Genomic DNA, 20,806 nt, shown 5'->3' on the forward strand with positions numbered 1-20,806 from the left:
GGCTGCCGCCCGGCCGGGGTTCGGGCTGGGTGGTGGTGGTCAGATGATGGTGAGCAGTGCGTCGACGGTGGCGTTCGGTTCGGGGGTGGAGGCCGAGCAGGTGGTGGCGTCGGTGGTGGTGCCGGCGAAGGTGGTGGTGTGGCCGGCGAAGGTGCCGGAGGTGATGGTGGCGGGGAGGTCTTCGGTGCCGGAGCCGCCGGTCTTGGTTTCGGCGGTTTCCCCGACCGTGGCGGTGCTCGTGGTTCCGTCGGACCACTTGTAGCGCGCGGTGCCGGTGTGATCGGTGGTCGCGCCGGTGCACTGGGCGTGTTCGGTGCCGGTGGCGGTGAGGGAGGTGGGCCGGAGTGCGGTGGTGCCGGTGCAGCCGGTGAAGGAGGTTGCGGTGTAGGTGTAGGTGATCGACTGGCTGCCGACGGTGATCGAGGGGTGGAAGGTCACCGTGCCGTGGGAGGTGCAGCTCAGCAGGGACAGCGCGGTGGGGGCGGCCGAGGCGGGGGAGACCCACATCCCGGCAGCGGCGGCCAGGCCGAGGGCGCTCAGGCCGGCGGCGGACCGGCGGGCGGTGCGATGCATGGGTGTACTCCTGTTCGGGCGGAGGAAACGAGCGGGAAGCGGCGGCAGCCCGAAGGGGGCGGTAAGGCCGGTTCGGGCCAACCCCAGATTCCTCCCGCCTCCGGACAACGGCAATACCCCAATGGATGCGTATTCGGTGGGGCCGGTCGAAGGGCCGGCGGCGCCGGGAAACCGAATATTCTTTTCAGGTTTCACGGAAGAATGCCGCGGCTGAAAAAGAAACGCTTTTTTCAGCGCACCGTGCGGGGCGCAGGTCTTTTCGGGTGAAATCGGAAACGGCGCTCCGGGCGCGGGCCCGGTGCGTCGTCGCTCACGGTGCGCGGGTCATTCCCGGCTGCCGCCCGTGGCTGTGTGGCGGGTCCGGGTCGAGCGCAGGAGTGAGGGGCCGTCGGGCGGCCCGCAGGCGTTCGGCGTTGAGGGTGCCGGACAGGCCCGGGGGCAGGTGGGGAGGTTGCGTGGTCGAACCCGGGAATGCTCGGGAAGGCCGACCGGGTGGGGTTCCGCGGGCGGGTTCACGGTTTCACCGGGTTCTGGTGGTGCTGCCGCACCAGGTGCTCCACCCGCTGGTGGAGGTGATCCAGGTAGGGCTCGGCCTCGGGTTTCATCAGGACGCTGCGCAGCACCGTCACCTCGCTGCCGTCGACCGGGATCGCGGGGTGGCGGGCGGCGAAGGCGCCGGCCTCGACCCGCAGGGTGCTCAGGTACACGGGGTCCTCGGCCTTCATGCCGCGGTCGAGGACATCGGTGCTCGCGGCGCTGAGGGCGGCCGTACCGGTCCACGGCGTGGGGGACCGGGGGAAGTACGTCACGATGTCGAGGTCCGGCGGCTGGAACAGCTCCAGGTGCGGCGACTGCTGGATCATCCGGGCCCAGTTCGTGGCGGCCCGGCGGCCGGCGGCGAGGACGGCCCCGAGACCACCGCGGTCGAGCGGCAGCAGTTCCTGGGTCAGCCACAGGGCGGCGGCCGCCGCGCCCGAGCGGGAGCACTCGAGACTGATCTCACCGAGGTGCGGAGCGGACGAACTGAAGTAGGTGTAAGGCGAGTCGTGCCGGTAGAAGCGGGCCACCGCCGGGTCGCCGAACAGGACCGCACCACAGCCGTAGGGCTGCAGGCCGTGCTTGTGGGGGTCGACGACCAGGGAGTCGCAGCCGGCCAGCGCGCGCCAGGGCCGCGGGTCCACCAGGGCCGGGCCGTGGTCGGGATCGTCCTGGGCGAGAAGGGTGAAGAACCCTCCGTAGGCGGCGTCGACGTGCACGCGCGCACCGTGACCGCGGGCGAGAGCGAGGATCTCGTGCACCGGGTCCACCGCGCCCCGCCCGGTGGTTCCGGCCGTGGCGACCACGGTCCCCACGTCGCCGGTGGCCAGTACCTCCGCCAGGGCGGCCGGGTCCATCCGGCCGTGCGCGTCCGCCGCCACCGCGCGGGTGGGCAGTCCCAGGAGGTGGCACATGCGGGCGTGGGTGTAGTGCGCCTCCGTGCTGAGCGCCACCGCCGCACCCGGGTGGCACTCACGGGCGACGAACAGGGCTTCCAGGTTGGCGATGGTGCCGCTGCTGGTGAGGTGACCCAGATGGTCGTCCAGGCCGAACATGGCCGCCAGCCGTCCGACCGCCTCGGTCTCCAGCGCGGAGGTGGCGGGACCACCGTCCAGCGCGTGGTTGTTCGGGTTGATCAGCATCGCCGCCACGTAGCCGACGACGGCCACCGGATGGGGCGGCTTGAGCATCTGCCCGGCGTAACGCGGGTGGAAGAAGGGGTAGCTTTTGCGAAGCCGGGCGACGAGGACGTCGAGCGCTTCCCGCAGGGCCGGTTCGTCCACGTCCAGGGACGGGTGGACCGCGACCGGACCGTGACTGCTCGCCCAGTCCCGGATCTCCGCGGTCGCCCGTTCCAGCCACGGACTCAGCTCCATTTCGCTCCCCGGATCCAGGTCTGACGCGGAAATGTGGTGCCGATCAGGACCTTCCGCCGTGCCGAACCACTCTGGGCGGTGAAATTCGTTGAGGGGCCGAGGAAAAAGCGGTCCACCGGCCGAGCGTAGCTACTCGTGCCACGGTGATCCGGCATCGGCCGGCACCGAGTATCAGGGTGTCGCTCGCGCGGTCGTGGGCGCAACACCCACAAGGGTCGTTGTCGGAAAACGGCGGCCGGGCGCAGTCCTTGCCCCGTGCCATACTCGGAGCCCGGATGGGGGGAGGACGCCCGTGGACCGCACCGTGCGCCGAGCCGGTGAGCCGGACCGGGAGGCGGTGGTGGGCCTGCTCGACCGGGCCTTGCGCGAGGATCCGGTGAGTTGCTGGGTTTTTCCCGCCGTGAGCCACCGCGCGGCCCGGCACCGGCGTCTGATGGCGGCGTTCGTCGATCGGGCGCTGGAAGGGGGTTTCATCGATGTCACCGTGAATGTCAGTGCCGCGCTTCTGCAGGTTCCGGTGCACGAGGCCGACTCGCGCCTCGACGGGCGGGAAAGCGGTTTCGGGGTCGATGCGCCGGCTCGCCTGCGCGAGGCCGTGGACCCGGGTAACGAACGCGTCGAACTCCTGGACCGCGTTCTCGCCACCGCGCATCCGCCGACGCCGGCGCACTGTTATTTCACGATGATCGGAGTGACGCCTTCGTTGCAGAGCGCGGGCCTCGCCTCGGCGCTGCTTACCTGCGCGCTCGAACAGTGCGACGGTAAGGGCCTTGCTGCGTACCTGGAGGCGAGCAACACCCGCAGTCGCCGCCTGGCCGAACGCTTCGGCTTTCGCCTCCACGGCCCCGAACTTGCACTTCCCGGTGGCCCGGTGATGTGGCCCATGTGGCGCGATCCGAGCCGGTGAACGCCCCCGCGCCTTGACAATCGGGAAAACAGCGTCCGCGCAGGTGTGGTGTCGACGTCCCTCACGGAATGCCCGTGAACGACTTCTGGCCGTGCCGGTGGTGACGTGCTTGGACACCGCGTTCCACTCCGGCCTGCCCGATGCGGCCGTCCCCGCCGGGCCGCGACCGCCTCCTCGTCGGCGGGGGCCATGGCCGGTGACTGCCCGTGTCCGCGGGTCACGTACCGGAGTTCGTTGACAGCCGGTGGACGAGGCACGCATCATTGAGCACCGAAACTGACTGAACCTGCATTTTCGATGCCGGTTAACTGCAAGTTCAGTCGTCATCCGCGGTGGTGGGATCGGATGGTCGGGGTGAAGAGCATCCGTGTTCGACGAAGAGCGCGCAGTCTCCGATGAAGGACGTGACCCCATGAGCAGTTTCAGCAGGCGCCGGTTCATGCAGGCAGCGGGCGCCGCGTCGGTGCTGCCGATGCTGTCGCAGAGCGTGGCCCGGGCCGCCGCCGTTCCCGCGGCTCGGCGGACGGGCAGTATCGAGGACATCGAGCACGTCGTGGTCCTGATGCAGGAGAACCGGTCGTTCGACCACTACTTCGGCTCGCTCAACGGGGTCCGCGGGTTCGGTGACCCTCGCCCCGCGACGCTGCCCGGCGGCCGCAGCGTCTGGCACCAGCAGGACGGCGAGGAGACCGTCCTGCCCTTCCGCCCGGACGTCGACGACCTCGGGCTGCACTTCATCCAGGACCTCAACCACAACTGGAGTGGCACGCACCAGGCGTGGAACCGGGGCAACTACGACCGGTGGATCCCGGCGAAGACCCCGACGACCATGGCCTACCTGCGTCGTGAGGACATCCCGTTCCACTACGCGCTGGCGGACGCGTTCACCATTTGCGACGCCTACCACTGCTCCCTGCTGGGCGAGACCAACCCGAACCGGTACTACCTGTGGAGCGGGTGCGTCGGCAACCTCGGTGACGGGACCACGCCGGTCATCACCAACGACACGCCGAGCGCGGGTCACCCCTGGACCACCTACCCGCAGCGGCTGCAGGAGGCCGGGGTGAGCTGGAAGATCTACCAGGACATCGGCGACGGCCTGGACGCGGCGGGCAGTTGGGGGTGGATCGGGGACAAGTACCGCGGCAACTACGGGGACAACGCCCTGCTGAACTTCCGGGCCTACCGCGACGCGGAACCCGGGCAGCCGCTCTACGATCGGGCGCGCACCGGCACCGATGTCTCGGCCGGGCAAGGGTTTTTCGACGAGCTGGCCGCCGATGTCCGGGCCGGGACCCTGCCGCAGGTCTCCTGGGTGGTCGCCCCCGAGGCCTACACCGAGCACCCGAACTGGCCGGCGAACTACGGCGCCTGGTACGTGGCCCGGGTCCTCGACGCCCTGACCGCCGACCCCCGGGTGTGGAGCAAAACCGCGCTGCTGATCACCTACGACGAGAACGACGGGTTCTTCGACCACGTCGTCCCGCCGTTCCCCCCGGAGAGCGACGCGCGCGGAAAGTCCACAGTGGACGTGACGCTCGAACGCTACCCCGGCAGCGCCGGCTATCCGGCCGGTCCCTTCGGCCTCGGGGTGCGTGTGCCGATGCTGGTGGTGTCCCCGTGGAGCACCGGCGGTTTCGTCTGCTCCGAGACGTTCGACCACACCTCGGTCATCCAGTTCCTCGAACGCCGCTTCGGCGTGCACGAACCCAACATCACCCCGTGGCGGCGGGCGGTGTGCGGCGATCTGACCTCCGCCTTCGACTTCACGCGCACGAACCCCGGGCCTGCCGCGCTGCCCGGGACCGGGCAGTACGAACCACCGCCCGAGCACGAGCAGAACCCGGAGGACTACGTCCCCCCACCGCCCTCCGTCGCGGCCCTGCCGAAGCAGGAACGCGGGCAGCGCCCGACGCGGCCGCTGCGCTACCAGCCCTACGTCGATGCCGAGGCCACCGGCGCGGGCGCGGTGTCGCTGACCTTCAGCAGTGGTGACCGGGCCGGTGCCTGCTTCCTGGTCCGGTCGGTCAACCGCGACGACGGGCCGTGGACCTACACCACCGCCGCGGCCACCACCCTGACCGACACGTGGCACACGGCCTACTCGGGCGGTACCTACGACCTGGAGGTCCACGGCCCGAACGGGTTCCTGCGCACCTTCCGGGGCCCGGGGACCGCGGTCGCCCCCGAGGTCACCGCCCGCCACGACCCGCGAACCGGGAACCTGCTGCTGGACCTGCACAATCCCACCGGGGCCGTGCTCACCTTCGTCCTCACCGACGGCTACGGCCGCAACAGCGGGAACGTCCGGGTCGCCGCCGCGGACACGGTCCGGCGCACGGTGCGCCTGTCCGCGAGCGCGGGCTGGTACGACCTGAGCATCACCGCCGAGGACCAGCCCGGCTACCTGCGGCGCCTGGCGGGCCACGTCGAGACCGGCGCCACCGGCCGCAGCGACCCGGCCCTGATCACCCACTGACCGGATCGCGTGAGCGCCCGCCGTCGCACTGGCGACGGCGGGCGCTCGCGTCGTCGGTTTTCCGGTGGCAGAACCGGACCTTGGTCACCGCGACCGGTGACGATGGACTCCGGTGCGGGGGCGGACCGGTTCCCTACGGTCGAAGTGGGCGCGCGGGGCCGCGGAGGGCGGCCCGGGCGGAGAAGGCCCGATCGGGAAGGGAACAGCGATGAAGACGATTCCGGTGTCCGCGGTGATGACCGCAGATCCGATCACGGTGGGCCCGCGTACGTCGTTCAAGGACATCGCCGGGCTGCTCACCGCGCACGGAATCAGCGCGGTCGGCGTCGTCGACAAGACGGGTGCGCTGCTCGGGGTTATATCCGAGGCCGATCTGCTGCCGCACCTACAGCATGCCCGGGCACACCGGTGGCCGCACCGTCAGCTGATCGGTAAAGCCCACGCTTGCCTCGCTCAGGACCTGATGACCGCGCCGGCGGTGACGGTGGACGCCGATGATCCGGTCGAGGTTGCCGTGGCGCGGATCGGGCGTAGTGGTGTGCGGCGGATGTTCGTGCTGTGCCGGGGGAAGCTGGTCGGGGTGGTGGCTCGTCGTGATCTGATCCGGGTGTTCACCCGCAGCGACGCCGAGCTGGAACGGGAGGTCGATCACCGCGTCCTGCGGGACCGGTTGCACCTGGGGCCGGATCGGGTGCAGGTGCGGGACGGGGTGGTGACGGTGGTGGGCCGGGTGGAGCGGCGCAGTGACATTCCGCCGGTGACGCAGTTGATCGAGGATGTGTCCGGTGTGGTCGAGGCGCGTAATCGCCTGGACTACGTGTGGGACGACGTCGGCCCGGGCCGCTCGGGGGCCGGTTCGCGTCACCGGCGGCTTCTTGAGTCCTCCTGATCGGGTGCCGCGGGTTCGGATCGTCCGGTCGGCCGGGGCGGGTCGTCGTAGGCTCGGGGTGCGGGTGCGTCGGGGTGGGAGGGGGACGCGGGGTGCGGGTGTTCCTGGTCGATGACCACGAGGTGGTGCGCCGGGGTGTGGCCGAGTTGCTGGAGGAGGATCCGGAGCTGACGGTGGTCGGCGAGGCCGGCAGTGTCGCCCAGGCTCTGGCCCGGATCCCGGCCCTGGCCCCGGATGTTGCCGTACTCGATGTGCGGTTGCCGGACGGCAACGGGATCGAGCTGGCCCGGGAGTTGCGCGCGCGGCTGCCCGCGTTGCGGTGCTTGATGCTGACTTCCTATACCGATGAGCAGGCGATGCTGGACGCGGTGCTGGCCGGGGCCGGTGGGTTCGTGATCAAGGACATCAAGGGTGTCGATCTGGTGTCGGCTGTGCGGGAGGTCGGGGCGGGGCGCTCGTTGCTGGACGCGCACGCGACGGCGGCGCTGATGGCCAAGTTGAAGGAGGGCCAGTCGGGGAAGGGGCCGCTGGGTGCTCTGTCCGATCAGGAGCGGACGCTGCTGGAGCTGATCGGCGAGGGGCTGACGAACCGGCAGATCGCCGAGCGCATGTTCCTGGCCGAGAAGACGATCAAGAACTACGTGTCGCGGCTGCTGACCAAACTCGGGCTGCAACGGCGCACCCAGGCCGCGGTACTGGCCACCGAGCTGCGCACCGAGCACCACCCGTACGCGTGAAACCGGCCGGGAGTTTCGCGGTAGCCGGGCCGGAGCGAGCAGGGCGCGGTTCAAGCGGTGGGTTGCGGTCCGGGTGCGGTGCGTGCGAGGCGCAGGACAGCCTGGGGCCATAGGCCCTTGCCGAGCAGGGTCCGCAGCCGGGCTCGCGCGGCGGGCACCTCGACCGGCGGGGCGAGGAAGGTCGTGTGGAGACCGGCTGCGGTGGCCGTCAGCAGGACTCGTTGTCTCGCTTGACCGGCTCGGATGCGGTCTTCCCGGGTGTCGTCGAGGGATCCGATGACCACGATCAGGGGTTCGTCGGGGCGGGCTCGGCGGTCCGGGTCGGGGCTCGGCCGGATCCACGCCCGGTCGTGTGGGGGTGCGGCGGCACGGTCGTGGTGGCTGGGCGGCTGCGGGGGGTGGTGGTGGCCGGTCAGCTCGCTCAGCCGGGTGAGGTGGTCCGGTCCGGGCCGGTGCAGCCAGGCTTGCTCGACTTCGGCGGCGTGCCGTAGTTCGGTGAGCACGGTCTCGGGGGCCTTCGGGTGGCCGGACGGGGCGTGGCCGGTGTCCTGGTGGGCGATCGCGCGGGCGAGCCGGACCAGCCGCGGGTCGGGCCGTATCGCGGCGAAGGGCCGTACGAGCGCGAGCAGCGTCGGTGCGTCGCGGTCGGGCAGGATGCTGGTGGCCGGGTGCGCGCCGAGGACGTGGATGGCGGTGCGCAGGTTGAACAGCGCCGCGCCGCCGGACAGCAGCAGTTCGCGCTGGCCGGCGGGCGGTGGCGCGCACCGCGGGTCGGTGTGCAGTTCGAATCCGGCGGGAGTGCAGCGCACTCGCCAAGCCGGGGTGGGGCGGGTCGAGGACGCCCGCGTCGCGGCGCCGAGCACGTCCTTCACTTGATCGGCGGTCAACAAGCCGATCGCGGTGATCGGTGGTGTCATGATGTCCCTTCGGTACCGCGGTGCGGACGATGGTTTCGGTACCGCGGTGCGGACCATGGTTTCGGTGTCGCGGTGGCCTGCGGTGACGGTCCCTCCCCGCGCGGCCCTTCCACCAGAGGAAAAAGTCACCGGGGACCACACCGTGGCGGAGGAAGGTCGGGTACGTGGCGGAGACCGACGACACCGGAGCGCGCCGGACGGCCGGCGCTCGGGCCGGGCTGGGGCTCCGGGAGGCGCTGGGCGACCTGCACCAGCGGATCGAGCTGCTGATCCGCACGCGGGACAAGACCGACGCGTTGCTCGACGCCGTGCTCACGGTGGCCTCCGGGCTCGACCTGGACGCCACGCTGCGGCGGATCGTGCAAGCGGCGATAGATCTCGGCGAGGCTCGCTACGGTGCGCTGGGCGTGCTCGCCGAGCACGGTGGCCTGGCCCAGTTCATCCACGTCGGGGTCGACGACGCCACCCGGCGCCGCATCGGCGCCCTGCCGCAGGGCCGCGGCGTACTCGGGGTCGTGATCGACGAAGCGAAGCCGCTGCGGCTCGACGACCTCTCGGTGCACCCGGCCTCGGTCGGTTTCCCCGCGCACCACCCGCCGATGCGCACGTTCCTCGGTGTCCCGGTCCGGGTGCGCGACAAGGTGTTCGGCCGGCTGTACCTCACGGAGAAGAACGACGGCGAACCCTTCACCGACGAGGACGAAGCCGTGGTGCAGGCCCTGGCCGCCGCAGCCGGGATCGCGATCGAAAACGCCCACCTCTACCGGCAGGCCCGGTGGCGGCAGCAGTGGCTGGCCGCCACCAGCGAGGTCACCACCGAACTGCTGGCCGGCACCGACCCCACCGAGGCGCTCACCCTCATCGCGAGCCGGGCCCTGGAGCTGACCGGCTCGGACGTCACGATGCTCGCCCTGCCGAACTCCGGGCGGCTGGACGCCGACGAGGACTCCGGCGACGAGACCGGAGATCTGACCATCGCCGTCTGCGCGGGCACCCGGGTGGCGCAACTGCCGGGTACCCGCGTCGGCGCCGGGGTCGCGGCCGCGGTGTACCGGGACCGGACCCCCCGAAGCGTCGAAACGCTCGAGCTGGGCGGACACCACTTCGGCCCCGCCCTGCTGGTGCCGCTGCGCGCGGGGGAACGCACCACCGGCGTCCTCATCGCCGCCCGGGCCACCGCGGCCGCGGCGTTCGAAGCCGCCCAGCTGCCCGTGGTCGCGTCGTTCGCCGACCAGGCGGCTCTGGCGCTGCGGCTCGCGGCCCAGCAACGGGACGCGCGGGAACTGGATGTGCTCAGCGACCGCGACCGGATCGCCCGCGACTTGCACGACCAGGTGATCCAGCGGCTGTTCGGGATCGGGCTGTCCCTGCAGAGCACCCAGCGCCGCACCAAGTCGCCCGAACTGCGCCGGCGGCTGGAGGAGAGCCTGGAGCAGATGCACCAGATCATCCACGAGATCCGCACCGCCATCTTCGACCTGCACGGCGGCGCCACCGGCGGCACCCAGTTGCGGCACCGGCTGCACGACGTCGTCGCCGAACTGACCGGCCACGTCGCCATCCACCCCACGATCACCCTGGCCGGCACCCTCGACACCCTGCCCGCCCAGCTGGCCGAACACGCCGAAGCGGTGGTCCGGGAAGCGGTCAGCAACGCCGTGCGCCACGCGGACGCCTCGACCGTCGCGGTCTCCGTCGCGGTGCAGGACGGGCGCCTGCACATCACCGTCGCCGACGACGGCAAGGGCCTGCCCCCCGACGTCGAGCCCAGCGGGCTGGGCAACATGCGCGACCGGGCCGAAGCGGCCGGCGGTGCGTTCACCCTCGGCTCCGGCGAAGACGGTGGCCTGAAGGTGGAGTGGTCGGCCCCCCTCGCCTGACGCCGGGCCGAGGTCCTCGGTCCCGGCCGATCCGGGTCCTCCGGCGGTATCGCGACCGGCCGGTCTGCGCTGGGCTGAACGGGTCGCCGCCACTTCGGGGAAGGAGGTCGAGATCCCTGCGCCCGCCGTCTGCGCCGATCGGGAGGCGGTGGAGACCGGGCGCGCGGCGCGCATCCCCGCGGTGGACGCGGTTTCCGGCTCGGGCGGGATCCGCGTCCACCGCGCTCGCGTCCGGGTGAGCCGGTCTCCTCGGACCGCGGCCTCGGGGAGCGGGTGCGCCCTTGCCCGTCCGGCGAACGTGGGGTCTTTGGTCATCCGGACGGAGGCCATCTGGCCCTCGTCCCGGCCACGATCGCCGATGATGCTGGATGAGTCCGATCGACGGGAGCCCGGGAGCCGATGATGAGCCGAGCACTGCCGCTGGTGTGGGAGCAGGCGCTGGCTTCCGCTGTGCGTGCGCCTTCCCTGTACAACACCCAGCCCTGGCGTTTCGTCGTGGAGCCGGATCTGGTGCAGGTGTGGCTCGACCGGGACCGTGTGCTCGCTGTGGCCGATCCGCGGGCGGGGGAAGCGCGCTTGGCTTGCGGGGCCGCTGTGTTCAATGCCGTCACCGCTTTGCGGGCGGGCGGGGTGGAGGTCGAGACCCGGATCCGGCCGGACCGGGCCCGGCCCGACCTGCTCGCGACGCTGCGGCTGGACGGGAAGCACCGAGCCACGGCCGAGGACGGCCAGCTCGCCCGGGCCGTTTTCCAGCGGCGCACCAACCGGTTTCCCTTCCTCGACCAGGAGGTGCCGGCGGCGGTGCTGGCCAGGCTCCGGTCCGCGGCCCGAAGCGCAGGCGGGTACCTGAAGTACCTGCGGGCTCCCGGCCGGTACGCGCAGGCGGTGTCGCTCATCCGGCGGGCCGAGGCCCAGCAGGCGAGCGAGCCGGCGTTCGACGCCGAAGCCGCGTACTGGACCGATCGCCGGCCCGGCTGCCTCGACGGTGTGCCGCGCACGGCGGCCGGGCCACCTGCGTGCGCGCTCCCGGTCGCCCCGGTGCGCGCCTCGCACCGGAATCCACGCTTGTCGCCGCGTGTTTACGAGCAGGAGCCGCTACTGGCCGTGGTGCTGACCCGCGAGGTGGGGCCGGGAGCCGAGGTCGAGGCCGGAATGACGCTTCAGCGCGTGCTGCTCACGGTGACCGTGGCGGGCTTGTCGGCGTCGCTGCTGACCCAGCCTTTCGAAATTCCCGCGATCCGGCGGGAATTCGATCGGCTGTTCCCGGATGGACGGTGCCCGCAAACCCTGCTTCGCCTGGGCTACGGCTATCGCACCCCGCCCACCTCCCGCCGGCCGGTGGAGAGCGTGGTGGCGGAGGGGCACCTGATCGTCAGTTGACCCGGCGGAGTACGTGTCGAATCGAGGAGAGTTCAGGTATGCGTGCGATCGAGTACGACCGGTTCGGTGGTTACGACACCCTGAAGCCGGTCACGGTGCCGGATCCGGCACCGGCCGGCGACCAGGCCGTCGTGCGGATGGTGTTCGCGGGGATCAACCCGCTCGACAACACCGTCCGGTCGGGTGAGCTGCCGGCCGGGGTGGTGAAAGCGTTCCCGATCCGCCCCGGTGGTTTCGGCGTCGGGGTCGTGGAGGAGCCCGGGGGGTCCGCGCTGCCGCCCGGAACCCGGGTCGTGGTCAGCGGGGGCCGGTACGGGGTCGGTGTGGACGGCACCTGGGCCGAACTGGTCGCGCTCGACCCGGCTCACCTGGTGGCGGTTCCCGGCGCGGTCGGGGACCTCGCCGCGGCCGCGTTGACCACCGGCGCGGGTTACCTCACCGCGTACCTCGCGCTGACCGGACTGGCCGGTTTCACGCCCGGGGCCACGGTTCTCGCCCCGGGCGCCGGGGGAGCGGTGGGGCAGGGCGGGGTCGAAGTCGCGGCCGTGCTCGGTGCGGAGCGGGCCATCACCACCGCCACCAGCGCGGCCCGGGCGGAACAAGGACGAGCCCGGGGGTACCAGGTGATCGACCTGTCCCAGGAGTCGCTGAAGGAGGGTGTCGCGCGGCTGACCGGTGGATCGGGCGTCGACATCGTCCTCGACGGCGTCGGCGGCCCGCTGACCGGTGAAGCCCTCGGCGTCCTCGCCCGCGGCGGCCGGCTGATCAGCATCGGCTACGCCGCCGGACCGCACGCGATGATCAACGTCACCGACCTGATCTGGAAGAGCGCCTCCATCCACGGCTTCCAGTTCGCCCGATTCACGGCCGAGCAGGTCAACACGGTCAACCGGACCCTGCTGGAGCTGGTGGAAGACCACCGGATCGACCCGGTGGTCGACCGCGTGTTCCCCCTGGACCGGGCCGCGGAAGCCGCGCGGCACCTGAAGGAAGGCGGTCCCTTCGGCCGGGTCCTGCTGGAAATGTGACTGCTCGTCGCAGGAAGAGCACTTGCGCGCATTCCTGCCTGACCCCCGCGTCGTGACCGAAGGATCCCGGGGCGGAGCGGGCGCGTTCGACGACCGATCAGCGGCGCGAGCGCTCGTTCACCCGGGCAACGCCGCGGTGAGGTCGATCTCGATCAGCTGCCCGCGGAACCCGAGCCGGGCGACCCCCAGCAAGGTGCTCGCGGTGGTGAAGGCCGGCCCGAGGGGCGAGCGGGTCAGCCGCTCCCACGCGGTGCTCAGCACGTCCGAGTCCTCGCTGACGAGGTAGACCACCGTGCGCACCACGTCCTCCGGCTCGGCGCCGATCGCGCCGAGCGCGGTCATGGCGTTCGCGACGACCTGGTCGAGCTGGGCGTCGAGGTCGCCGGCCCCGACCAGGCCGCCGGTGACGTCGATCGGGCACTGCCCGGCCAGGAAGGCCATCCGGCCCGGCTCGACCACGGTGATGTGGTGGTAGCCCGGAGGCGTGTGCAGGAGATCCGGGTTGATGCGGGTGATCTTCGAGGGCATACGGCAAAGCATGCCCCACCGCCGCCGCGAGCACACCGGGTTCTGCGACAGGAGAAGGGCGTCGATCGAGACAGGCCGGTGTCGCTACGGCTGCGCCGGCCCGGCCGCCCGGGCCACCCGCTCCAGCTTCTCCCGGTACTGCGCCCACGTGTCCGCGCCCAGATCGGGCAGGTTCGACGCGTCGGCCCGCAGGCCGATGGCGCCGTCGATGAGCTCACGGACGATGTCGGCGTGGCCGGCGTGCCGGTTGATCTCGGCGATCACGTGCACCAGCACCCGATGCAGCGTCGTCCGGCGGCGCTCCGGGGGCCACCACGGGACCTCACCGACCGCGTCCAGCGGGGTCGATTCGATGGTCTCGTCCGCGAACGCCCAAACCCGCCGGTAGAGCCCGACGAGGTCGTCGCGCGACTCGTCCTCCGACGCCCAGAAGTCGATTCCGGGATCGTCGTCCATGGCGTCGTACCACGGCAGCGGCTCCGGGAACTTCCGGCCGAACGTGTCGCCGAAGTAACCGAGTTCGACCCCGATCATGTGCTTGACGAGGCCGAGCAGGTTGGTCCCGGTGGTCGTCATCGGCCGGCGCAGGTCGTACTCGGACAGTCCGTCGAGCTTCCACACCAGCGCCTCGCGCGCGATCTGCAGGTATCGCCGCAGATCGTCCCGGGGATCGGAGTCGGTCATGGGGGGAAGCTACCAACCGGCCCACCACGGTGTCGTGGGAAAAACGGTGTCTCGGAAAAACGCGGGCAGCGACCCGCTCGCGGGTGAGCCGGGTCGAACGCCGATCGACCACCGCCACCGCTGGTGGTTTCCGGCGGCGGGGCGCCCGATATCTGTTCACCTGTCCGTGGCGGCGGAGCGGGCTGGTGCTGGTGTCGTGCGAGACCCCTTTCACCTGTTGTGCTGAAGAACTCCGCCAGCCGGTGCTGGGTGGGTAACCGCACAGCACCACTTCGCTGCGAGGAGACGATTGCGATGAGCCGACCCACCGAACACCCCGCCCCGGGAAACGAAACCCCTCCCGGCCGCGGCGCTCGAGCGTCCCGTGCCGCGGGAGCCACGGAGGTGCGGGAGGGGGCTCCGCGCCGGCGCGGCTGGTTGTGGCTGCTGCTGCTGGCGGTGGTCGCGGCCATCGTGCTCGCGATCGTGCTGACCCAGTGCAGCGGCAGCAACCAGAACAACGGGGCCAACGGCAACCCGCCGCCCGCTCCGGCCCCCGCGCCCAGCGCCGCACCCGATCCCGCGTCCGGGGTCAACGCGGCCGATCGGCCCGGCGTGGCGGCCGGGCAGCTGAGCGCGGACGGCAGGGCGCTGCTGCCGTTGAGCGCCGTGGCCGGGACGGACGGATCGCTGACCGGGCTGGCCGGCAAGGAAGTGACCGCGCACGCCATCCCGGTGCAGTCGGTGCCCGCCCCGGAAGGGTTCTGGGTGGGACAGAACCAGGAAGACCGGGTCTGGGTGAAGCTGCTGCCGCAGGGAAGCTCCCCGGTGGACGTGAAGAAGGACCAGCTGCTGGACCTGCAGGGCACGTTCGTCAAGAACGGTGACAACTTCGCCGCTTCGCAGAAGGTGGCACCGGACGCGGACGCCCAGCAGCTCGACCGCCAGGGCGTGCACATCGAACTGCCCAACAGCCAGCCCACCGTCGTCGGCACCCGATGACCGGCCCCGACCGTCGTCGCCGTCCAGCTCCGTCCCACCAGGAAGGAACCAGTCCCATGGCCCGCACCCTCGATCCCGAGCAGCTCATCGGCAGCACCGCGGTGGACCGCCACGGCGAAAAGCTCGGGAAGATCGGTTCGGTCTACCTCTCCGACGAGACCGGCCACCCGGAGTGGGTGACGGTCAAGACCGGCTTGTTCGGCCTCAAGGAGAGCTTCGTCCCGCTGGGCGGGGCGGATCTGCGGGAGCACGAGGTCGTGACCGCGGTGGCCAAGGAAAAGGTGTCCGACGCACCGCGCGTCGACGCGGACGGGCACCTGTCGCCCGAGCAGAACGACGAGCTCTACCGCTACTACGGCCTTCAGCAGCAGGCCGGCCCGCCGCGGGCCGAGCGCCGGGATCGCGCCACCGCCGCCCCCGCGGCGGACCGGCGCGGCGGGCGGGACGACCGGCGCGCCGGTCGCGGCGACCAGGCCGAGGTCGTTCGTTCCGAGGAGCGGATGAGGGTGGGCACCGAGGCGGTGCCGACCGGACGGGTGCGGCTGCGCAAGTACGTCGTCACCGAGCAGCAGGAAGCGAAGGTTCCGCTGCGGCACGAGGAAGTCCGTGTACAGCGCGAGCCGATCGAGAACGGTGCCCCGGGGCAGGGCCGCATCGAGGAGGCCGAGCAGGACGTGACCCTGTACGCCGAGAAGCCGGTGGTGCGCACCGAAACGGTGCCGGTGGAGAAGATCCGCCTGAACAAGCAGCAGGTGACCGAAGAGCACACGGTGCGCGGCGAGGTCCGCAAGGAGCAGGTGGACGTCACCGACGACACCCGCCGCTGACCGGAATCCGAGGCGGGGGCGGGTCTTCGGGCCTGCTCCCGCCTCGGTGCCGTACCGCCACCACCGGGAAACGAGGCCATGTCATGCCCATCGCCAACGCCGCCATCGCTTCGGCCGGCCTTCAGGGGTGGAGCACCGGGGACTGCGAGCCCGGCCCGCAGATCCGGCTCCTGGTCCAGCGCGACGAAACCGGCGCCCCACGCTGGTTCCTGGCCCGTTTCCAGCACGGCTGGGTCTGGGCCCGCCGGTGCGGCGAGGTCGGCCACACCACGCCCTTGACCTGGCGGTGGGCCATGAGTGCCGAACACCGCCACCCGGTGCGCGTGGGTATCCCCACCGACGAGGAAATCTCGGTCTGGCAGTCGCGGGCGTGAATTCGGCAACGGTGTCCTGAGTGGACTCTGCCGGTTCGGGTCAGGGGTTCTGCGGTGCCGCTGCAGGGGCGGCGGGCTCGCGGAGGCGGTCGCGCAGGAAAGCGGCGGCTCGGTCGAGCGCGGCGGCCCCTTCGTCCAGCATTGCGGCGAAAGCCTGGAACACGTGCGGCACTTCGGCCGTGACGTCGAGCGTCACGCTGACGTCGTCGGCGGCGGCTCGGGCGGCCAGGCGCACCGCGTCGTCGAGCAGGATTTCGTGGGTGCCGGCTTGGATCAGCAGCGGGGGCAGGCCGCGGAGATCGGCGTGGATGGGGCTGGCGGCCGGCGATTCCGGGTCGGTTGTCCGCAGGTAATCGCGAGCCCGGACCCGTAGGGCGTCGGCGGTCAGAGCGGGATCGACGGCCGCTTTGCTTTTGACGCTTTCCCCGGTGACGCCCAGGTCGGCCCAGGGGGACAGCAGCAGTCCCGCCGAGGGCAGGGGCAGCCCGGCGTCGCGGATGTTGACCAGCGTCACCGCGGCCAGGTTCCCCCCGGCCGATTCACCGGCGATGGCGAGGGATCCGGGGCCGCCTTCGAGTTCCAGCAGAGCCCGGTAGGCGCTCAGCGCATCATCCGGCGCGGCCGGGTAGGGGTGTTCCGGGGCGAGCCGGTAGTCCACGGTGACGACCCGCAGGCCGGCCCGCCGGGCCAGTTCGGCCGTCAGCCCGACCGAGGCGTGCGCCGATCCGAGCGCGAAGACGCCGCCGTGGAAGTACAGGACGGTGCCGCTCGGCGCCTGCCCGTCGATCTCGACGGCCAGGGCCGGCACGTCGCCCAGCGTGAGCGGGGTGACAACCACGTCGGCCGGCCGGGGCTGGGCGGTGAGCACGCGGTCCAGCACCACGCGTTGCTCCGCGACGTCGCCGCTGAAATCGATGGGCGCGTGGCGCAGAAGCGTATCGACGGCGGTGCGCTGGGGTAGGGACATGTCGTCACTCCTGGTGGCTGCGGCGATCATCAACGGTAAGTACATTAGCACTAATTACTTTAGGGCTGACAACCTACCGGCTAGAGTGAGGGCCACCACGATCGCTCGAGGAGGCACGCCGTGCGGCACTGGGAGGTCTTCGACGACCTGGTCCGGCTGGAGACCATGATGTGGAACGCCCTCGACGCGGCGCTGCTCGACCGGTGCGGGATCGGCCTCGGCGCGTTCAACGCGCTGACGGTGGTCGACCGGGCGAGCGCTTGCCGCGTCCACGACCTGGCGGTCGCGCTGGCGATCACCGTCGGCGGAGCCAGCCAGGCGGTGGACCGGTTCGAGGCTCAGGGACTTCTCCTGCGCCGGCCGAACCCGGCCAATCGCCGGTCTTCCCTGCTCGAACTCACCTCGGCCGGACTGGACCGGCTGGCCGCGGGGAGGGATGTGGTCGACGGGGAAATCGCGCGGTGGCTGATCGACCCCCTCGGTGACGCACCGGCGGCTCGGTTCGCGAAGTCGTTGTCGCTGCTGCGCGGCGCGGCCGGAACACGCGCCTCGGGTCCGGTGGACGGCGCGGACTAGCGACACCGGTCCGTGGGCGCGAACGGGACTCGCATCGAGCCGAGGTGCGCCTCATCGGGGCCGCGGACCTGCGCGCGGTGGCCGGGCGGGGTGCGGGGTGGGCGGCCGGTGGTCCGGTGCTGCGAACGTGGGTGAAAACGGAACCGGGTGTGTGCGCTCGCTTGATAGGAGGTCCGCTTGCCTATAGAGTCGACGGCCAGATGTACTTCCGTCTACCGGACTGAAATATCTGGGGTGCTGTGGTGGATACTGGGGAAACAGCGTTCATGTCCGCGGTGAGGAAAAGATCCCACCTGAATGTTCCGTTGACTGCCGGGGCGGTGCCGACTATGGTCCCGGCGCCGGGCCGGGCGGGAACGCGCGGTGGCCGGTGCTGACCCGGCGCCGGGGTGAATGATCAGCGAAACCGCTGACGGTCCCTGCGCGCTGGCGTAGGGGTTCAGGGCGAGCGCGGACGGCTTTCGCGCGGGCATTTCCGCTGGTGAGACGTGGAAAGCCGGGTGAGCCGGGTCTTACCGGATCCGGTTCGCGGTCGCGCGGTCCCGGGCGTGTTCCGGCGTCCGGTCGGCTCTTCTCGGTGCGCCGGTTCGCCTTCGTCGAACCGGGATTTCGCGACGGCAAAAAATGATCTCGGACGGCGAAATTCCCGGGCGGATCGCAGAGTTGTCCGGCGCTAATGCTCGATGTATGGTCGGAAAAGATTCCGCAGCACGGGCCTCGAAACAGGGGTTGCGTGAGCCCGAATTCGGGTATCGCGTTTTTTCTCCACCGGCATCAATGGGGGTCGGGTTGAATTTTTTGTGCCTTCGTGCCGTTTTCCGGCGGGGACCGCAATCGTGGGGCGAGATGGGTCCGGCTCTTTCCCGGAGCACCCCGGCTGGAGCGGGGGCGGCCGGGTGAGCCGCCTCCTCGACCGTCACGATCTGATCCTGCTGGACGTCGACGGTGTCCTCGTGCTCGGCCGGCAGCCCATTCCGGGCGCGGCGGAGACGATCGCCGCCATCCGGGCCAAGGGGGTGCCGCTGCGGTTCACCACCAACAGCCCGCGCCGCCGCCCCGGCGAGGTCGCGGAAATGCTGAACGACGCCGGTATCGGAGCCCGGGCCGACGAAGTGACGACGCCTTCCGCGATCGCCGCGGCCGCGCTGGCCCACCGCCTCCCGCCCGGCGCAGCGGTCCTCGTCGTCGGCTCGGGCGCCCTGTGGGACGAGGTGGCCGCCGCCGGGCTGAGGCCCGTCGACTCCGCGGACGACGAACCGCAGGCCGTGGTGCAGGGTTTCGACCCCGCGATCGGCTGGCCCGTGCTCGCGGAAGCCGCACTCGTCCTGCACCGCCCCGAAACCCTGTGGGTGGCGACCAACCTGGACGACACCTGGCCCGCCGAACGCGGGGTGGTCCCGGGCAACGGCGCGCTCATGGCGGTGCTCACCACCACCACCGGCCGCCGGCCGGACCTGTCGGCCGGCAAACCCGAACCGACCATGTTCCGGCAGCAGGCCGAGCTCTTCGACGCCCGGAAACCCCTGGTGATCGGGGATCGGCTGGACACCGACATCGAAGGCGGGCTCCGGGCCGGGTTCGACACGCTGCTGGTACTGACCGGCGTGACGGACCGGGCCGCGATGGCCCGAGCGCACGTCCGGCCCACCCACGTCGGTGAGAGCATCACGCACCTGCTCGCCGAATCCGCGGTCTCGTGATCCGGCGCAGGGCAGTGGCTCCCGGGCAGAACGGCACCTGAACCCATGGCCTCCTCGAAATTCCCCGGACCGAAATTCCCCGGACCCGCTCCCGAGAGCACCGTGCTGGTCATCGGGATGGGCAACCTGGGGGAGCGGCTCGCGTACCGCTGGGCCGACAGCGGGCGCGTGCGGCGCCTGGTGCTGGCCGGGCGGTCCGCCGGGACGGTCGAAGCCATTGCCGGCACGGCCGCCAGCCTCTCCGCGTGCTCGGTCGAACCGGTCGTGGTGAACGCGACCCGGCCGGACGAAGTCGCCGACCTTCTCGCCCGCACCCGGCCCGACCTGGTCGTGCAGTGCGCGGCCGTGCGGGGGCCCTGGACGCTGTCCGGGCGGGAGGACGCGGCGGCCGCGGCCGTCCGCGGGGGCGGTCTGGCGCTGCAGTTGCCCTACCAGCTCCCGATCCCGCTGGCCGTCATGCGAGCCGCCCGGGACGCCGGTTGCACCGGGCCGGTCGCGAACCTCTCGTTCCCCGACGTGACCGGTCCGGTGCTCGCCCGCCTCGGGCTGGCCCCGGCCCTCGGGCTCGGCAACGCCGCGATGATCGAGTTCCGGGTGCGCGCCGCCCTGCGCGCCGCCGGGCCGGGCCCGGAGGCCCCGCTCGTCCGCGTGCTCGGCCACCACTCCCGGCTGCTCGGCGTGATGCTCTCCCGCGAACCGGCCGACCCCGCCGACCGCTGCCGGGTCTTCCTGGGTGAAGACGGCCGGCGCGCGGACGAACTCGCCTACCGGGCTCCGGCGGTCCCGCTTTCCCCGCGCTGCAACGAGCTCACGGCCGCCGCCTCGATGCCGGTGCTGTGCGCTCTCCTGCCCGGCGCGGCCCCCCTGCGCTGCTCGACCGCGGCCCCCGGCGGACTGCCCGGCGGGTACCCGGTGCGGATCGACCGCCGCCTCGGAACCGGGGCGATCACCCTCGACCTCCCGCCCGGAGCCGATCGAGCCGAGGCGATCGCGTTCAACGAGGCGCAGGCGCGCGCCGACGGGGTGGAACGCATCGACGACGACGGCACCGTGCACTTCACCGCGGCGGCCCGGGCCGCGGTCGCCGGCGTGGACCCCGGGCTCGCCGAACCGCTCCCGGTCGCCGGGCTGGCGGAGCGGGCCGGGCGCCTCGACCGCCGGCTGAGCTAATGGTTCAGACCACATGCACCGCCATCCGAACCCTGGGAGGAGCCACCATGCCGGAGGACGACGCGGGCCCGGCCACACCCCACCGTGTGGTCGTCAACGACGAGGAGCAGTACAGCACCTGGCCCGAGGACCGGGAGGTCCCCGCCGGCTGGCGGGCCGTCGGGGAGCCCGGCCCCCAGGCGGACTGCCTCCGCTACATCGAACAGGCCTGGACCGACCTGCGGCCGCTGAGCGCGCGCCGGGGCGCCTGAGCCGAACCTTCGTCCGGGAAGCTCCGGCCGCGATCCGATGGGGGC

At 71.7% G+C, this 20,806-nt stretch carries 20 protein-coding genes; 14 read left to right on the top strand and 6 right to left on the bottom strand.

The annotated features are described in order from the left end of the window. Positions 1–39 precede the first annotated feature (39 nt). Together NYF13_RS15985 and NYF13_RS15990 are read right to left on the bottom strand one after the other, a co-directional pair. The gene (locus NYF13_RS15985) at positions 40–573 is read right to left on the bottom strand and encodes a hypothetical protein (protein WP_315657668.1); all 534 of its coding nucleotides are present in this window, start codon (positions 571–573) and stop codon (positions 40–42) included. 512 nt (positions 574–1,085) lie between these two features. Then, positions 1,086–2,486: an aminotransferase class I/II-fold pyridoxal phosphate-dependent enzyme gene (locus NYF13_RS15990; protein ID WP_315657670.1), complete on the bottom strand. Its 1,401-nt coding sequence runs from the start codon at positions 2,484–2,486 to the stop codon at positions 1,086–1,088. A 292-nt stretch (positions 2,487–2,778) separates the two neighbouring features. On the opposite strand from NYF13_RS15990, the gene NYF13_RS15995 reads away from it, so the two are divergent. The 4 genes from NYF13_RS15995 to NYF13_RS16010 all read left to right on the top strand — a co-directional run bounded on the left by NYF13_RS15995 (position 2,779) and on the right by NYF13_RS16010 (position 7,498). Further along, complete coding sequence (locus NYF13_RS15995; RefSeq protein WP_315657671.1) at positions 2,779–3,393, top strand: GNAT family N-acetyltransferase; 615 nt, start codon at positions 2,779–2,781, stop codon at positions 3,391–3,393. A 412-nt stretch (positions 3,394–3,805) separates the two neighbouring features. Next, entirely contained in the window at positions 3,806–5,872 is a 2,067-nt protein-coding gene (locus tag NYF13_RS16000) for a phosphocholine-specific phospholipase C (protein ID WP_315657673.1), read from the top strand. A 208-nt stretch (positions 5,873–6,080) separates the two neighbouring features. Then, positions 6,081–6,761 carry a CBS domain-containing protein gene (locus NYF13_RS16005; RefSeq protein ID WP_315657675.1) on the top strand — a complete coding sequence of 227 codons (681 nt, stop codon included), beginning with the start codon at positions 6,081–6,083 and terminating at the stop codon, positions 6,759–6,761. A 74-nt stretch (positions 6,762–6,835) separates the two neighbouring features. After that, positions 6,836–7,498, top strand: a complete 663-nt coding sequence (locus tag NYF13_RS16010) for a response regulator transcription factor (protein WP_315657677.1) — start codon at positions 6,836–6,838, stop codon at positions 7,496–7,498. 50 nt (positions 7,499–7,548) lie between these two features. Here NYF13_RS16010 and NYF13_RS16015 read toward each other — a convergent pair whose 3' ends face one another. Beyond that, positions 7,549–8,415 (bottom strand): hypothetical protein, encoded by an 867-nt coding sequence (locus tag NYF13_RS16015; RefSeq protein ID WP_315657679.1) that lies wholly within the window; start codon positions 8,413–8,415, stop codon positions 7,549–7,551. A gap of 164 nt (positions 8,416–8,579) precedes the next feature. Between NYF13_RS16015 and NYF13_RS16020 the strand changes: the two genes are divergently transcribed. From NYF13_RS16020 to NYF13_RS16030, 3 genes are all read left to right on the top strand, one after another. Then, on the top strand, positions 8,580–10,295 hold the full coding sequence (locus NYF13_RS16020; RefSeq protein ID WP_315657681.1) for a GAF domain-containing sensor histidine kinase: 1,716 nt from the start codon (positions 8,580–8,582) through the stop codon (positions 10,293–10,295). Between the two features lie 402 nt (positions 10,296–10,697). Continuing rightward, positions 10,698–11,675 carry an Acg family FMN-binding oxidoreductase gene (locus tag NYF13_RS16025; protein ID WP_315657682.1) on the top strand — a complete coding sequence of 326 codons (978 nt, stop codon included), beginning with the start codon at positions 10,698–10,700 and terminating at the stop codon, positions 11,673–11,675. Positions 11,676–11,713: 38 nt separating this feature from the next. After that, the gene (locus tag NYF13_RS16030; RefSeq protein WP_315657685.1) at positions 11,714–12,703 is read left to right on the top strand and encodes a zinc-binding alcohol dehydrogenase family protein; all 990 of its coding nucleotides are present in this window, start codon (positions 11,714–11,716) and stop codon (positions 12,701–12,703) included. A 117-nt stretch (positions 12,704–12,820) separates the two neighbouring features. On the opposite strand, the gene NYF13_RS16035 is transcribed toward NYF13_RS16030, so the two are convergent. Next, positions 12,821–13,231, bottom strand: a complete 411-nt coding sequence (locus NYF13_RS16035; protein ID WP_315657687.1) for a RidA family protein — start codon at positions 13,229–13,231, stop codon at positions 12,821–12,823. Between the two features lie 84 nt (positions 13,232–13,315). After that, positions 13,316–13,915 carry a DinB family protein gene (locus tag NYF13_RS16040; protein ID WP_315657688.1) on the bottom strand — a complete coding sequence of 200 codons (600 nt, stop codon included), beginning with the start codon at positions 13,913–13,915 and terminating at the stop codon, positions 13,316–13,318. A 384-nt stretch (positions 13,916–14,299) separates the two neighbouring features. On the opposite strand from NYF13_RS16040, the gene NYF13_RS16045 reads away from it, so the two are divergent. From NYF13_RS16045 to NYF13_RS16055, 3 genes are all read left to right on the top strand, one after another. Then, complete coding sequence (locus NYF13_RS16045; protein WP_315657690.1) at positions 14,300–14,896, top strand: hypothetical protein; 597 nt, start codon at positions 14,300–14,302, stop codon at positions 14,894–14,896. A 56-nt stretch (positions 14,897–14,952) separates the two neighbouring features. Beyond that, the gene (locus tag NYF13_RS16050; RefSeq protein ID WP_315657692.1) at positions 14,953–15,723 is read left to right on the top strand and encodes a PRC and DUF2382 domain-containing protein; all 771 of its coding nucleotides are present in this window, start codon (positions 14,953–14,955) and stop codon (positions 15,721–15,723) included. Between the two features lie 83 nt (positions 15,724–15,806). Further along, positions 15,807–16,097, top strand: coding sequence for a hypothetical protein (locus NYF13_RS16055; RefSeq protein ID WP_315657694.1), 291 nt, complete (start codon positions 15,807–15,809; stop codon positions 16,095–16,097). Between the two features lie 40 nt (positions 16,098–16,137). On the opposite strand, the gene NYF13_RS16060 is transcribed toward NYF13_RS16055, so the two are convergent. After that, positions 16,138–17,064: an alpha/beta hydrolase gene (locus NYF13_RS16060; protein ID WP_315657696.1), complete on the bottom strand. Its 927-nt coding sequence runs from the start codon at positions 17,062–17,064 to the stop codon at positions 16,138–16,140. A 120-nt stretch (positions 17,065–17,184) separates the two neighbouring features. Between NYF13_RS16060 and NYF13_RS16065 the strand changes: the two genes are divergently transcribed. The 4 genes from NYF13_RS16065 to NYF13_RS16080 all read left to right on the top strand — a co-directional run bounded on the left by NYF13_RS16065 (position 17,185) and on the right by NYF13_RS16080 (position 20,761). Continuing rightward, positions 17,185–17,640, top strand: a complete 456-nt coding sequence (locus NYF13_RS16065) for a MarR family winged helix-turn-helix transcriptional regulator (RefSeq protein WP_315657698.1) — start codon at positions 17,185–17,187, stop codon at positions 17,638–17,640. Positions 17,641–18,536: 896 nt separating this feature from the next. After that, a complete protein-coding gene (locus NYF13_RS16070) occupies positions 18,537–19,340 on the top strand; it encodes an HAD-IIA family hydrolase (RefSeq protein ID WP_315657700.1) in 804 nt (267 codons plus the stop codon). A 45-nt stretch (positions 19,341–19,385) separates the two neighbouring features. Next, the gene (locus NYF13_RS16075) at positions 19,386–20,510 is read left to right on the top strand and encodes a KR domain-containing protein (RefSeq protein ID WP_315657702.1); all 1,125 of its coding nucleotides are present in this window, start codon (positions 19,386–19,388) and stop codon (positions 20,508–20,510) included. A gap of 47 nt (positions 20,511–20,557) precedes the next feature. Then, positions 20,558–20,761 (top strand): MbtH family protein, encoded by a 204-nt coding sequence (locus NYF13_RS16080; protein WP_315657704.1) that lies wholly within the window; start codon positions 20,558–20,560, stop codon positions 20,759–20,761. Positions 20,762–20,806 lie beyond the last annotated feature (45 nt).

It is taken from the genome of Amycolatopsis sp. PS_44_ISF1, assembly GCF_032335455.1.
Taxonomy (GTDB): Bacteria; Actinomycetota; Actinomycetes; order Mycobacteriales; family Pseudonocardiaceae; genus Amycolatopsis.

What these genes read in the sequence shown, in the direction of transcription:
- NYF13_RS16030 (WP_315657685.1), top strand. Translation starts at nt 11,714, where the DNA reads ATGCGTGCGATCGAGTACGACCGGTTCGGTGGTTACGACACCCTGAAG.
- NYF13_RS16040 (WP_315657688.1), bottom strand. Translation starts at nt 13,915, where the DNA reads ATGACCGACTCCGATCCCCGGGACGATCTGCGGCGATACCTGCAGATC.
- NYF13_RS15990 (WP_315657670.1), bottom strand. Translation starts at nt 2,486, where the DNA reads ATGGAGCTGAGTCCGTGGCTGGAACGGGCGACCGCGGAGATCCGGGAC.
- NYF13_RS16015 (WP_315657679.1), bottom strand. Translation starts at nt 8,415, where the DNA reads ATGACACCACCGATCACCGCGATCGGCTTGTTGACCGCCGATCAAGTG.
- NYF13_RS15985 (WP_315657668.1), bottom strand. Translation starts at nt 573, where the DNA reads ATGCATCGCACCGCCCGCCGGTCCGCCGCCGGCCTGAGCGCCCTCGGC.
- NYF13_RS16000 (WP_315657673.1), top strand. Translation starts at nt 3,806, where the DNA reads ATGAGCAGTTTCAGCAGGCGCCGGTTCATGCAGGCAGCGGGCGCCGCG.
- NYF13_RS16050 (WP_315657692.1), top strand. Translation starts at nt 14,953, where the DNA reads ATGGCCCGCACCCTCGATCCCGAGCAGCTCATCGGCAGCACCGCGGTG.
- NYF13_RS16075 (WP_315657702.1), top strand. Translation starts at nt 19,386, where the DNA reads ATGGCCTCCTCGAAATTCCCCGGACCGAAATTCCCCGGACCCGCTCCC.
- NYF13_RS16025 (WP_315657682.1), top strand. Translation starts at nt 10,698, where the DNA reads ATGAGCCGAGCACTGCCGCTGGTGTGGGAGCAGGCGCTGGCTTCCGCT.
- NYF13_RS16035 (WP_315657687.1), bottom strand. Translation starts at nt 13,231, where the DNA reads ATGCCCTCGAAGATCACCCGCATCAACCCGGATCTCCTGCACACGCCT.
- NYF13_RS16060 (WP_315657696.1), bottom strand. Translation starts at nt 17,064, where the DNA reads ATGTCCCTACCCCAGCGCACCGCCGTCGATACGCTTCTGCGCCACGCG.
- NYF13_RS16080 (WP_315657704.1), top strand. Translation starts at nt 20,558, where the DNA reads ATGCCGGAGGACGACGCGGGCCCGGCCACACCCCACCGTGTGGTCGTC.
- NYF13_RS16055 (WP_315657694.1), top strand. Translation starts at nt 15,807, where the DNA reads ATGCCCATCGCCAACGCCGCCATCGCTTCGGCCGGCCTTCAGGGGTGG.
- NYF13_RS16005 (WP_315657675.1), top strand. Translation starts at nt 6,081, where the DNA reads ATGAAGACGATTCCGGTGTCCGCGGTGATGACCGCAGATCCGATCACG.